The sequence below is a fragment of the Marinigracilibium pacificum genome (assembly GCF_012926615.1).
In the GTDB taxonomy this organism is placed as follows: Bacteria; Bacteroidota; Bacteroidia; order Cytophagales; family Cyclobacteriaceae; genus Mangrovivirga; species Mangrovivirga pacifica.
The window spans coordinates 285,695-299,713 of the sequence record NZ_JABBNU010000005.1 but is presented as its reverse complement, the minus strand read 5'-3'; the positions used below and the strand labels follow the sequence as shown (position 1 = coordinate 299,713).

Below are 14,019 nucleotides of genomic sequence, written 5' to 3'. Positions count from 1 at the left end.
GTACTATTAATAGTATAAATTTTATTTTTTATAGCATGAGGTGTTTTTTTATAGCATTATTGATCATTACTTTTTCTTCGACATTTTCTCAAGAAAAGAATATTGGCTACTCTGAAAAATCTGGAATTTCAGGAATCTTTCTATCCAATAATGGTACCTTTTTATCTTTGTCAGGTAAATCCGGAGCTTCAATAATTACTCAGGATAGTTCCATCCATGAAATTCAACCTTCAGTAAATTTTCATCTGGTAGGTCTAACCGGATATTCAATTAATAATACCTTGACGGCATCTTTTGAACCGGTTGTTGGTGAGTCTTCAAAATCTCCTACTCATGTAGCCTATTGGAAAGAAGGACAAACCTCTTTAAAATCAAAAGATATTTCTCTTGAACAAGTAGTGAAATCTTCATTTGGCTCTATTGCAATGGTTAATACCAGTGAGCTACCTGAAGTTTCATTTACATTTGTTGGTTCTTCATTTACAGGGGTGATTATTAATCAAGATCAAAAAGCTGTTTGGTTTTCTTCATCTTGTTTTGATTCTTCTGTTCTAAAAAATAAAGGTTCAATTGGTCAAAATTATCTTTTCAAGGCATATCAGGATTATTATTATGGAGACAAAAAGCTTGCTGTAACAAGCTTTGATAAGTATCTGGCTATCGTTAATGATGATAAGAAAGCTTTTGAAATTGCAATTGAACTTTCTATCCAATCAGATGATAAAAACAAAGCAAAATTATTTCTTAATAGACTGTTAGATAAATATCCGGATAATCAAAATGCACTTACAACAAGAGCATTATTAAATTTTGAATTGGAAAGATATTCTGATGTAGTTAATGATATTAATAAAATTTCCAGCCCAGCTGATTCATTAATATTGATGAGAGCAAGATCAAATTATAATATTAATAGAAAGGCTGATGCTATTAGTGATTTCAAAAGGGTAATTAATTCGCTTGGTACTCTTGAAGATCATGAAAAGTTTTCTTTGGCATTGATCGAATTAAATAAAGAAGGAAAGGAATCAGCTGCTATTAATGCTGTTTCAAAAGGGTCTGATAATCTTATATTAATCACTCTTGCAGGAAAGTATTATATTGATTCCAAGGATTATTCAAAAGGAATTGAATTATTAGAAAGAACCTTGAATAAGGGGAATAATAATGAAACTGTTTTAGAGTATCTCGCTAATGGAGCTTTTTCTAATTCTGACTGGGAAAAGGCTGTCAAATATTATGATTTACTACAAGAGAAAAAGCCACTTTCGGCCCAAGAGGCATTTAATGCCGGTCAGTCTTTTATAAATCTTGGTATGAATAGTAAAGCTGTTGCTATGTGGAATAAAGCAGCTGGGGCAGGATATTCAAATGTTGAATTTTTTGTGAAAAAAGCTGAATTGGAATTTGAATCCGGAGATAAAGTAGCAGCTGCAGCTGACTATAAAAAAGCTTATGAATTGAAAGCTAATTCTGCTTATGCCGAAAAGATTGCTACTATTGAAAATTCATTAAATAATAAAAGCCTTGCTTTTCAATGGGCTGAAACTGCAATTAGTGATGGAAGTGAAGACTCGCAAATGAAGCACATTGCAGGAATTAATGCTTATGAGCTTGGTAATAAAGACAAGGCATTTGAATATCTATCGACGTTGAAGGATTCTCCATTGCTTAAAGGCAAGGGTTATTTTTATCTGGGAACTCTTTATGCAGGTAGGGAAGATATTTCTTCAGCATTGCAAACTCTTGATAAAGCTGAAAAATCGGGATATACAGGTGATGAACTTTATCCGATTTTGGTCAAGCTTAATTTTCAAGAAAAGAACTATAAAGAAGTTATTAGAACGGCTTCAAAATTAGTCGAAATACCTGAGCATAAATCTAAAGCACTTGTCTATCGTGGACTTTCATATTTCGAAACGGGTAATAAACAACAAGCCTTATCTGATCTCAAGTCTGTTGGATCAGGAGTGAAAAATGATAAAAAGGCACTGGAAGTATTGGCTTCTTTAATGATAGAGTATAAAGATGAAAATACTGAAAATGTTGTTCGTTCTGCTATTTCTGAAGGAATAGAAAAGCCAGAATTTTATATGTTTCTTGCTAATGTAAGTGAACAAAATAAAGACTTGAAGGGTGTTTCAGTAAATCTTGAAAAAGCAATTAGTTTAGGTGTTAATGATGAAATGACTTTTATAAGGCTTGCTGAAACGTATTATCAGTTAAGTAATTTTTCAGGCGCTGTAAAAGCATATGGTCAGGGTGGAATTTCATCTTCTAATGATAAAAAATTAATATCTCACTTTGGATTGTCACTTATTAAAATAAATAAAACCTCAGAAGCAAAAGATCAATTTTTGAAAGCGGTGTCTTTAAGTACAGATATTTCTGAAGTGTATTTCGAATTAGGAAAGATCCATATCACAGAAGGAGAAAATGATAGCGCTATTGATATGTTTAACAAAGCTCAGAATTTCGGAATGAATTCAGCTGAATTAAATGCTTTATTAGGTAAAGCTTACCTGCAAAATGGATCATTTAATGAAGCCTTAACAAGTTTTGATAAGGCATTAAATATCGATAATCAAAATATTGCCGCACTCAATGGACGTGCACTCGTTAATTTTGAACTTAAGAAATATGATGAAGCATTATCAGATGCCTACAAGATTCAGGAATCAGGAAATGCTAATTCTGAAACATACTCCATTATAGGAAGAGTCTTATTTTTGAAAAATGAATATCAAAAATCAATCGAACCTTTAACAAAAGCAATAAACGGAGGGCACAACACAGGTCAGCTTTATGGTTTCCGTGCGATTGCATTATATAAAAACAACGCTTGTGACGAAATTGGATCAGATATAACTGTTGCTGAGAATAAAGGCTTTACATCCCCGGATCTTAAAGGAGCCAAAGGAGGTTGTTTATTTGCATCGGGTGAATATGAAAAGGCACTACAGGTATTACTGGAAGCAGAGAAATCCGGATATACAGAAACTGAATTGAACAAAATGATTGGTTCATCATATTATCATGGAGGTGAATTCGAGTCTGCAAATCTATACTTGGAGAAAGCATTGGCTGATCTTTCCAATGATATTGATGTTCCTTACACTCTTGGGAATAGTTATTTCAGGGCAAAGTATTATGATAAAGCAGTATTAGCCTATGAAGCTGCGGTTGAAAGAGGCAGCAAGGATCCGTTATTGTTTAATAATTTAGGTAAGGCAAGAGAAAATGATAATAAGCCTGGAGCAGCTCTTGATGCTTATGATAAAGCAATTGAGCTTGATGGTCAGTATTCAAGGGCATTTGAAAATAGAGGTGTTTTACATATTTCAATGGAGAATTATGAAGATGGTATCGATGACCTTCTCTTTGCTGAAAAACTGAATGGAGGTAAGCTATCCGGGGAATATTATGAGATTATTGCTAAGGCATATACATCTCAGGAAAGATTTGGAGCTGCAATTTCCTACTATGAAAAAGCAATAAGTAATGGTGCAAGTGGAGCTGAGCAACTTACCGCATTAGGCGACCTTTTTATTGAAATTGAAAGTTTAAGAGATGCATTAACCAGGTTTACACAGGCAATAAATATTGATAAAGACTATGTACCGGCCTATAATGGTAGAGCATTGGCAAATATGTATTTAGGTAATAATCAGCCAGCCGTAGAAGATTTGAACGTTATTTTGTCAAATGATCCTCAAAATGAGAATGCAAGATATAATAGAGGGTATTTAATGGAGCAACTAGGGAATTTTGAAGCTGCGGTAAGTGATTATTCCAAATTTCTTGAAATTAAGCCCGATGATGCAAAAGTAGTGTTTGATCGTGCAAATGCTTATTTTTCTTTAGAGTCGTATTCTACAGCATTAAAAGATTATGAAAGAGCTATTGAATTAGATTCAGAAAATGGTGAATATTATAGAGGAAAAGGTTCTTCCCTCTATCAAATGAAAGATACGAAGGGTGCTTGTGAGGCATGGACGAAGGGCAGTGGGTTAGGAGATAGGGAATCTGCATTTTATATAAAACAATACTGCCAGCAATGATAGTCGATTTAAGAAGTGATACTGTAACAAAGCCTTCAGCAGAGATGAGGGAAGTCATGCTCTCAGCGCCTGTAGGAGATGATGTGTTTAACGAAGATCCAACTGTAAATGAATTGGAGGAATATGCAGCAAATCTTTTAGGGAAAGAAGCAGCTTTGTTTTGTCCTTCAGGTACAATGACTAATCAAATTGCAATCAGGTGTCTTACTCAGCCTCAAGATGAGGTTATATGTGATCAACGAAGTCATATTTATAACTATGAAGGAGGAGGTCTTGCATCAAATTCTCTGGTATCTGTTAGGCTTGCTGATGGAGAAAGAGGGATTCTTACACCTGAATTAATAGAGCCTTGTATCCATCATGATGATATTCATTACCCGGTAAGTAGAGTAATTGGTCTTGAAAATACTGTTAATAAAGGGGGAGGGGCATGTTATAAAGTGAAGGATATAGCTCCAATTGCAGATCTGGCTAAAGAGAGAAATCTTAAACTTCATCTGGATGGGGCTCGTTTTTTTAATGCTATCGTGTCAACTAATGAAGAAATCACAGATCATGCTAAATATTTTGATACTATTTCAATTTGCCTAAGTAAAGGCCTTGGTGCTCCTGTTGGTTCACTTCTTGTTAGTGATAAAAATACAATTAAGAAAGCAACCAGAGTAAGGAAAGTAATGGGTGGAGGTATGCGACAGGCTGGAATTATTGCTGCAGCTGGACTTTATGCTCTTAAGAACAATATTGACCGTCTGAGTGAAGATCATAGTAGGGCAAAACAGTTTGGTAGCGAATTAAATTCGGTTTCATATATTAGCGAAATTCTACCAGTAGAAACAAATATTGTAATATTTAAAGTAACACCTTCTTTTACTACAGAAAATGTATTGAAAGCAATGGAACAAAAAGGGATATTAGCAGTTCCGTTTGGACCTGGTGCAATCAGGCTTGTGACTCATCTGGATTTTACTGATGACCAGCTTGAATATTCTATCAAGGTTTTTAAGCAGCTTTTCTAGAAAGTTTTGGTTGTGAAACCATATAAACTCCAACAAAGATCAAAATACTATAAAGAATTTTCTCTATTGATAATGAATTGTTAAGTATCAGTACAGATATTATCATTGCACAGACTGGCTGTAAATAGATATAAGCACCAACTACTGACGGATTAACTTTTTTCATGGCTAATAAATTAAGCATATAAGCTAAAATAGTAGTGCATATCACTACATATCCAACTCTAAGTAAAACTGTTGGTGGCATAATACTAAAATTGGTTTGAAGTGTATCGATCAACCCAAAAGGAGTGATGAATATCAATCCAAAAGTAAATACCCATTTAACTACAGTCATTGCATTATATTTTACCATAAGTGGTTTTACCATAACAAGGTAAAAAGCATAAGAAGATGCATTTATTAGAATGAATAAATCTCCTAAAAAGCTCTCATTACTTATATCAAAGTTTTTTTGCCCCATCAATAAAGCTGCTCCAATAGCTCCGATAATAATACCAGTAATTTTAATGGCTGTAATTTTAGTTCTTAATACAATAGCACTTATTATAAGAACAAGAATAGGGCTTAATGTCATAATTACAGATGCATTGACTGAGCTGGTATAAACTAATCCTTTAAAGAAAAACAACTGGTTTATGGCTGTGCCAGTCAATCCGCAGAATATCAATCTTGGAAAATCAGATTTAGCAACACTTTCATTAATTCTCATTAGATAGGCGATAACCCAGAAAGCAAATGTGCCAGAAGCTATTCGAATGAATATGAATGCATTGGGAGTTAGCCAGTCTGGCATGATGGATTTAGCAATTGAATAGTTTGCTCCATAAATTAATGCCACGATGAATAATTGAATATGCGGTATAACTGATTTGTTCATTAATTTGATTTTCCCGGCTCGTTAAACTTGTAGCAAATGTATTACATTGCGTAAGACCTTTTTAAGAAAATGCTAAATAATATGTTGTTCGAAGCAGAAAAACCACTTGCAGAGAGAATGCGTCCTGTAAAAGTAAATGATATTGTAGGGCAGGATCATTTGGTAGGAGAAGATGGAGTTTTATCAAGGTTTATTAGCCGTAATGCTATCCCAAGTATGATTTTGTGGGGACCACCGGGTGTAGGGAAAACAACAATAGCGGAAGTTATCAGTAACGAATTAAATCTTCCTTTTTATACGCTTAGCGCCATTAGTTCCGGAGTTAAAGATGTTAGAGAAGTAATCGAAAAAGCTAAAAGGCAACAAGGAACAATATTGTTTATAGATGAGATTCACCGGTTTAATAAATCTCAGCAAGATGCCTTGTTAGCAGCTGTGGAGAAGGGTACAATAATACTAATTGGTGCAACAACTGAAAACCCAAGTTTTGAGGTGAATGCAGCTTTATTGTCCAGATGCCAGGTATATACTTTAAAACATTTGTCTATTGAGGATTTATTGTCTCTACTTGATAAAGCAAAATCCAAAGATGACAAGCTAAAAAATAAAGAGATTGAAATTAAGGAAAATGGTGCTTTGCTTAAATACAGTGGAGGTGATGCAAGGAGGTTATTAAATTTATTTGAGTTAGCTGTTAATAATGCTTCTGGTGAAGAAAAGGTAATAATAACCGATGAATTAGTCATGAAGGTAGCCCAGCAAAAAATGGCCATTTATGATAAATCTGGTGAGCAGCATTATGACCTTATTTCTGCATTTATTAAATCTATGAGAGGGAGTGATCCAAATGCCTCTTTATATTATCTGGCTAGGATGATTGAAGGAGGAGAAGATGTGAAGTTTATAGCCAGAAGACTAGTGATATTTGCTTCAGAAGACATAGGTAATGCTAATCCTACGGCAATGGTTATGTCGGTAAATACCTTTCAGGCTGTAAACTTAATAGGGTATCCCGAAGCGGAAATCATTTTATCACAATGTGTTGTTTACCTTGCTTGCTCTCCAAAATCTAACGCTTCATATAAAGCAATTAAAGAAGCTCGGAAGTTTGTTAAAGAGACAGGAGACCTACCTATTCCTCTCAATTTAAGAAATGCTCCGACAAAGTTAATGAAAGATCTGGGGTATGGTAAAGCATATAAATATCCCCACGATTATCAGAATAACTTTGTTTTTGAAGAGTATTTTCCGGAAGAAATTATCAAAACAAAGTTTTATGAACCTGGAGATAATGCCAGAGAAAATGAAATGAGAAAACGTATGAGAGCATTATGGAGAGAAAAATATGGTTACTGATCCAAAGGTTTTTTCCCGACATACAAAAACTTAAAAGGTTTTAAACTGCCTACACGTGCAATTATCCTTACTTGTGAAGAGTTAATTACACTTTCAATGTCATCGAGCATATCGAGAGTGTAAAATAACCGAATTACTTTACCATTATCTCCTTTGATTCTGATATAATATTCATCACTCGAATATACTTTTGGATCATGTCTGACTGTGAAGTTTTTAGTTAAAGGAATACCTATAAATTCTACTAACTTACCTTCACTGCTACCCAGATCATTACCCAACTCTGTAAAAGAATTATATGAGGTGTTCCAGTTTATTTGGTTATTGAATTTATCATAAAGTGCAGTAAATGTTTTTGATAGGCCATTGAAGTAATCTTCATTTGAAAAGTATGATTTTGAAATATTTATTATACTATCTTCAAATGCTTTATCGTAATGCCATTTTAAAACTTCACCGGTAGTTAAAGCAAATTGATTATCTTCCTTAGAATAGACATACAAAACTCCATTATCTATATATGGATTTCTGCCGATTAAATTTGAGTATAATCTTCTGCTGACCTCATTTATATCTTCACCTAGTAAATTGTTTATAGAATAAAATACGTATTCAGGCCCATTATCTTCATTAATTCCTCTCATAAAAAATTCTAAAGAAGAAAAATCTTTCTTTTTTAATAGCTCCGCATTATCAAAAACATAGCCTTTGATTTGTGCACTAGTTGAAAAAGAAAATAAAATAAACAATAGATAAAGACCCAATTTTCCTGCCATAACTTTTTCCTCCGGTATTAATATAATATTCTTTGCGAAAAGAATATAAATTTTGCAGTCTTTATTTTAGCCCTCCAACAATCACCTCTGTCCATTGATCATTTAGCAGATATTTATTAACAGTGGATTTGATATCTTCAGGTGTGATTTTATCAAGGTTAGTAAAATATTCATCATAAAAGCTGTAATCAAGCCCAAAAAAATATATGCTTTTAAATTTATCAGTGAGAGCATATGGTGTATTAACAGAAGAAATGAAATTGCCTTTCAAGTAATTTATAACGGTTCTGAACTCTGAATCTGGAACATTTTCAGTAGACAATATTTCTAATTCTTTTTTTATTTCAATAAGAGTATCAGAAGTTTTATCTTTTACTACATCTGTTCCAATGATTAAGTACCCAGCTTCTTCCAAATGCATCAAGCGAGAATGAATACCATATGTATACCCTTTATCTTCGCGGATATTTTTCATTAATCTACTACCGAAGTATCCTCCAAAAATTTCGTTGGTTACGACCAGTTTGTAGTAATCTTCATGACCACGATCAATTACCGGAAGACCCATCCTGATAGATGATTGAAGGCTTTCTGGCCTATCTATAACAATTTGACCAGTAGTTTGATTTCCTTTTGGTAGTGGTGTATTGGTATGTTTTTGAACCGGTATTTTCTTTAAATGATCTTGTAAAGAAGATAACACCCTGTCTGTAATTTTCCCGCTCAATAGTATGATGGGGTTTCTATACATTGTTGGGTGAAAATCTATTAAATCTTGTCTTGTTACTGCTTTTAATTCTTCCGGACCAACTGTTCTGCCATATGGGTGATCCAGTCCAAACAATGAATTCTTAAATATTTCAGCAGCTTTGTATTGATTCTTTTTTCTTTGCTGTGCTATTTGTTCAGCTTTTTGACTTTGGTATCTTTCAATTTCATGCTCTGGAAATGCAGGGTTAAGCCATACATCAGATAACATTTCAATACACTCGGGAAAAAATCTCTCAAGTGTATAACATGAAATATGCTGCCTGTCACTAGTATTATTAAAGTCAGTGAAAGCTCCCAGTTTATCAAATCCTTCTGAAATTTCACTGCCACTTCGGGAAGTCGTTCCCTCATTTAATAAGGATAGAGTTGTTGAAGCTGCAGCCGGGACACTTTCAGATTTTGATCCTGAATCAGTTATAATCTCTATTTTAAGAGCTTCCTGATTGTCAGAATGAACAAAAAACACAGGAGTTTTCTCAAATATGAAAGCCTCCTGTGCTCTGATAATGTCCTGCTGAACTAAATCGTTAATATACGGAGCTTTAGTTCTATCAAGCATGAAAGATATTTTTAGTCTTCTTCAGAATAATCTTTTGCGTCAAAATTGTATTGCAATGTAAATCGCAATGTTTCAGCCAATGGGTGGTTTTGAATAGTTGGGATTAGATATGAAAAATCAATTCCGAATTTTTGATACTCTAATCCAAGACCTAAAGTGAAGTATCTTCTGTTACCTTTCATTTCATTCTCGTAGAAATAACCAGTCCTAGCAAAGAATGCATCTCGATAAGCATACTCCATACCAAAGGCAATTTGAAATTCTTTCATTTCTTCACTAAATCCACCTGGTGCATCAGCAAATGATCCAAACATACCACTAAGTAATCCTCTGTTTGGATCTTTTCCATCCTTAATAATTGGATCTCCTGTATTTGGATCAAAGACGATATTTCCATTTCCATCCCTTTCATAAATAGGTGGTGTTGGAACCATTAATTTATTTAAGTCAATAGCAAATGTGAAGGTATTGTAAGGATCTATTTCAATTCCAAATGAAGTCCCTACTCTAAGGTTTGTTGGTAACCAATCTCTATTGTTATCATTTGTATAGGTCATTTTTGATCCTATATTAGTGATTGAAGCTGCAAACCTCCAATTAGTTGGTTTTCTTAAGAATGTGATTTCTTTATCATTGTAGTACCCAATATCAACTGCAACTGAAGTACCCGGCTTTGTATCAAAAGCACTATTAGTAAAATTGCCAGAAAGGTTTGAATGGATAAACCTGAAAGATGCACCAATTCCTCTTCCTTCGTTTAATTTACGACTATAAACTACATCTATTGAAAATTCTCTAGGACTGAATGTACCAGATTCTGTACCATCATCCGTAGCCAATGGTATATCACCTAAATCAAAGTATTTTAATGATGCACCTAAAGCATTATTATCATCAAGTTTTTTGTAACCATTAAGGTAGTATAGACCCATGTCATTAATGATTTTCCTTAGCCATGGAGAATATGAAAAGGAAAATCCCATATCGCCATCTACAAATACTAGCTTGGCAGGATTCCAATAGGTAGAATTAATATCTGGTGAAAGGCTTCCTCCGGCATCACCCATCCCTGCAGCGCGTGCATCAGGACCAATAGTTAGAAAGGGAACAGCCGTAGTAATAACATTTCGGGTAGAATCCTGTCCGGCAATTATAGCTCCTTGCGAAAAAACTGTGTGGTTAACTCCAAATAATAATATCGGAACCAGAAATAGGATTTTTTTCATTTAAAAGTGAGTTTTTCGAGGTTAAATATAGTTAATAACTTTGTAAAATCATCCGATTATAAATTTCATTTTTGGCTCCGTCCTTTGTAGAACGTACCAATATACGATAAACGTATATTCCATTTCTTAAATTTTCGGTGTTATATGGTATTTGTAAAGTTGAAAGTTCAATTTTATTACTGGCATTATTAATAGTTTCATTGTGACTAAGTATTATATCACCATGAATACTATAAATTTCTAATGTTATATCAAGAGTCTCTCCAGCCCTGTTATGTTCAATTACAAATGTTGTTTCTTCTTTAACCGGGTTTGGATAGTTCCAGGCTTTTTGAATTGTTACTCCATTATCATTATTTACTGTAAATTCCAGTTCCGTGGTTGAAAGATTATTGAAATTATCTCTTATTCTTAATTTCAATTTATGATCACCGGAATTCAGATTTTTTAATGGTAATGAAATTAGGCCTGACTTCTCATCGTCAGCAATTGTAGTAAAATATTCAACCAAATCAAAATAAATTGTATCATCAAGAATGATATGAGGCCCAAAATCCAATGATCTATTACTAAGGTTAATACCGTTTTCATCAAAAACTTCAGCAATAAATAAAGAGTTGTTGCTTACTGTTTGTCCATTGATAAACTCAGGATTATTAATATATGCAGTAACGTCCGGTGAAGTATTATCATTAGCAGGAGCCGGGTTACTACCCGAAATCTTTAGGTCAGTATTAAATCCGGATGCTGTGGTACCTATTTCAGAAATACTGTAAAAACTAGCCTTTCCTTTTCCAAATTGATAATTGATATTTTTTGAGACGGTGAATTCAAAACTAAACTGTCCATTTTCAGCTATTGCTTTACCTTTAAAAAGATAATTGTTTGTTGCCTGATATGTATAAGGGCTGCTTTCATCTCCAAGAGTAGTTCTCGAAACAGGCTGATCAAAGATATTTATATTTATTAATCCATTAAAGCTATCGTCAACATCGTTGGTTTGAGAGTCGATAATACTACCGGAGATTCTTATTTTTGAAAGAGCAGATAGGGTATCTGAATTTGTTGATAGATTTTTAATTTCATCAATAATTATTTCATTCGTAGGTATGGCTGGTTTGACTGCCGGATCTCCCATTAATATAAAGCCTCTGCTACCTCTATTGGTTTGGTTGTTATTTTTGATCGTTGTAAACCATTGACCGACGGTCATATTGCGAATTTCTTTTTTTCTCAAAGATTCAATTAGTGCTTCATTTACTTTATAGTTATCCGAAATACTAACAGGGCGTGTGGTTGTGAGCATTATAATAGCTCCACCATTGGGGTTGAAAAGCATTTTTTCTGCACCTGGAGTAACAGGAGGGTAGTCAAATCCTCCATATTCACATGTGGCAGTAACAAAAATGGTTAGTTTATCAAGGTTAGTAAGAGCCTCAATTGATTCATCATTAAAAAAGTCTTCATGTCCTAACCCTTGTTTTCTACCATGGCCAGTATAGTTAACCATCAGAGCTCCTTTGTTAATCGTATTAATTAGTTCTTGCTTAAATTCAGGCGACCTTTGTCCACTAGGTAAGGATTGTTGTGGGTAGTCATCAAGAGCTAATTTTTTTACATCAAAAGAACTTTCTCCTTGCTGTAATAATAAGCTGAGGTCATTTATATCTGCAATATGGGCGTTAAAATCACCATCATCAGCCACCATGACAACTTGATTTTGCCATGAAGAGGTGTCTAATAATGATGTTGACTCATAGTGCTTGATTTTATTAATGTATGTATTAAAAACTTCCGGATCATCAGTTGGAATTCTTCCCACGCTAATTTCCATATCATGGCCTTCATTAAATTGCTCAAGCCATTCACCTTCACCTTCTTCAAGAAATCCATAATAATCATCAGATACATAACTGTAAACAGGGTCTGAAGAATTATTTGACTGATAGGCAGGTACTATATCTGTTCCTGGGCGCTGAATTCCTCTAAAGTCATAAGATGCATTCCCGGCTAGCAGTAAATACTTAAGTTGTTGCCCTCCTGAAGAATAAGAATGAAGAATGAAATTTCTAATAGCCGTAACATCTTTTCTGCCTAATCCATAAACTTTGTAAATATCTGTGGGAGTAATAATGCCAACATTAAAATTGTTAGTTTGAGAGCGGTAATCTGCAAGATTCCGCGATTCATTTATAAGGTCAGGGTCAGATATAATTATATAATCTAAACTTGAGCTATTTAGTGATGGGATTGTTGTTTTTTCAGCTATAAATGATGGTTTTTGTGCAATGGAAGGATCAAAAACAATAATTTTTTGTCCTTTTTTAACATCAATTTTACACCCATTTGTACAATTAGGTATAAGTTCTATTGCGTTATTCCAATTTGTAACATCCCAAATAAGTGCGTTTTCATTAACCTCAATATAACCTGAAGAAGATACATATGATATTGTATTAGCTTTTGTATGGTTTCCAGAGTTTAAGGAATAATAAATAGCTCTATCTACATAAAAATTCCCCTGGCCGGTGAAGGAAAAACTAATGCTTATATTATCATTTGATAAATTATCTAAATCATAATCTCTTGTTAGATATATCCCTTTAGGAGCATACGTGGAGCTTGAGATTTGCGGAGGTGAAATATTTTCCAGCAATGATCCATTAGCAGATATATCCAAGGATGATGGACCTGTGACAGAGCTAATAGCATCAATTAATAAATGATCTGAGAATTCAGAACTAGTGTTTATTGTTGATAATTCTATTGATTTTGATCCATTAATATTTGATAAAGGACTAAAATACCAGTTCTTACCTGACAATAAAATCTTAGCTTCGTCATTTTCAATAGATCTGGCATTGATCCACTCACCTTTATTTGTCAGGATACTTTCTGAGGTACTCTGTGCTATTTCAACAGCACTAATATTGCTTATAGAAATGTAAATAAATGCGCTATCTGCATATGCACTTTTATTATTATTTATTCTATTAGTTATTTGAGAGTAAGTGAGATTTTGGATCCCTTCAGCATAAAACAATATTTGAGTATTGTCTTCAAAGGTAAGTCCTCCATTAATTATTTTTGTAGGGATTTCCTGTGGGAGGTTATTGGCATCATCAATTTTTTGAGGTAGTGATCCACCAGGAAGAGCTATTATTTTAATATTCTCAGGTTTTAATTCGTCTGTGGATATCCCACTTGAGTTAAGGTATTGCTTGTCAATTTTATATATTCCGGTTTCAGGAATATAAACTTTATAGACATTCCCAGAATATAAGGATACAGGCAGCTCGTTTTGTGCTTCAAGCAGAAATGGAAAAAATATGAAAATAAAAAAGTAATATAAAACTAATCTCAACCTCATCACT

General features: G+C 33.8%; 8 protein-coding genes. 3 read left to right on the top strand and 5 right to left on the bottom strand.

What is annotated here, in order from left to right:
* Window positions 1-35 precede the first annotated feature (35 nt).
* Both HH304_RS09745 and ltaE read left to right on the top strand, forming a co-directional pair.
* Window positions 36-4,061, top strand: a complete 4,026-nt coding sequence (locus HH304_RS09745) for a tetratricopeptide repeat protein (RefSeq protein WP_169680844.1) — start codon at window positions 36-38, stop codon at window positions 4,059-4,061.
* Window positions 4,058-5,077, top strand: coding sequence for a low-specificity L-threonine aldolase (gene ltaE / locus HH304_RS09740; protein ID WP_169680842.1), 1,020 nt, complete (start codon window positions 4,058-4,060; stop codon window positions 5,075-5,077). Before HH304_RS09745 ends, ltaE begins: the two co-directional genes overlap by 4 nt.
* Here ltaE and HH304_RS09735 read toward each other — a convergent pair.
* The gene (locus HH304_RS09735) at window positions 5,061-5,957 is read right to left on the bottom strand and encodes a DMT family transporter (protein ID WP_169680840.1); all 897 of its coding nucleotides are present in this window, start codon (window positions 5,955-5,957) and stop codon (window positions 5,061-5,063) included. The two genes, ltaE and HH304_RS09735, sit on opposite strands and share 17 nt — an antisense overlap.
* Before the next feature lie 81 nt (window positions 5,958-6,038).
* Here HH304_RS09735 and HH304_RS09730 point away from each other — a divergent pair, with 81 nt between their 5' ends.
* Window positions 6,039-7,313 carry a replication-associated recombination protein A gene (locus HH304_RS09730; protein ID WP_169680838.1) on the top strand — a complete coding sequence of 425 codons (1,275 nt, stop codon included), beginning with the start codon at window positions 6,039-6,041 and terminating at the stop codon, window positions 7,311-7,313.
* Here HH304_RS09730 and HH304_RS09725 read toward each other — a convergent pair.
* From HH304_RS09725 to porU, 4 genes are all read right to left on the bottom strand, one after another.
* A complete protein-coding gene (locus HH304_RS09725) occupies window positions 7,307-8,089 on the bottom strand; it encodes a TPM domain-containing protein (RefSeq protein ID WP_169680836.1) in 783 nt (260 codons plus the stop codon). The two genes, HH304_RS09730 and HH304_RS09725, sit on opposite strands and share 7 nt — an antisense overlap.
* A 61-nt stretch (window positions 8,090-8,150) precedes the next feature.
* The gene (locus HH304_RS09720; protein ID WP_169680833.1) at window positions 8,151-9,419 is read right to left on the bottom strand and encodes a M16 family metallopeptidase; all 1,269 of its coding nucleotides are present in this window, start codon (window positions 9,417-9,419) and stop codon (window positions 8,151-8,153) included.
* 11 nt (window positions 9,420-9,430) lie between these two features.
* The gene (porV, locus tag HH304_RS09715) at window positions 9,431-10,645 is read right to left on the bottom strand and encodes a type IX secretion system outer membrane channel protein PorV (protein ID WP_169680831.1); all 1,215 of its coding nucleotides are present in this window, start codon (window positions 10,643-10,645) and stop codon (window positions 9,431-9,433) included.
* Window positions 10,646-10,676: 31 nt separating this feature from the next.
* Window positions 10,677-14,015, bottom strand: a complete 3,339-nt coding sequence (gene porU / locus HH304_RS09710) for a type IX secretion system sortase PorU (protein WP_169680829.1) — start codon at window positions 14,013-14,015, stop codon at window positions 10,677-10,679.
* Window positions 14,016-14,019: the final 4 nt, after the last annotated feature.

Excerpts from the sequence above, each read along its gene's own strand:
- HH304_RS09725 (WP_169680836.1), bottom strand. The coding sequence starts at position 8,089 with ATGGCAGGAAAATTGGGTCTTTATCTATTGTTTATTTTATTTTCTTTT.
- HH304_RS09720 (WP_169680833.1), bottom strand. The coding sequence starts at position 9,419 with ATGCTTGATAGAACTAAAGCTCCGTATATTAACGATTTAGTTCAGCAG.
- porU (WP_169680829.1), bottom strand. The coding sequence starts at position 14,015 with ATGAGGTTGAGATTAGTTTTATATTACTTTTTTATTTTCATATTTTTT.
- ltaE (WP_169680842.1), top strand. The coding sequence starts at position 4,058 with ATGATAGTCGATTTAAGAAGTGATACTGTAACAAAGCCTTCAGCAGAG.
- HH304_RS09730 (WP_169680838.1), top strand. The coding sequence starts at position 6,039 with ATGTTGTTCGAAGCAGAAAAACCACTTGCAGAGAGAATGCGTCCTGTA.
- HH304_RS09735 (WP_169680840.1), bottom strand. The coding sequence starts at position 5,957 with ATGAACAAATCAGTTATACCGCATATTCAATTATTCATCGTGGCATTA.
- porV (WP_169680831.1), bottom strand. The coding sequence starts at position 10,645 with ATGAAAAAAATCCTATTTCTGGTTCCGATATTATTATTTGGAGTTAAC.
- HH304_RS09745 (WP_169680844.1), top strand. The coding sequence starts at position 36 with ATGAGGTGTTTTTTTATAGCATTATTGATCATTACTTTTTCTTCGACA.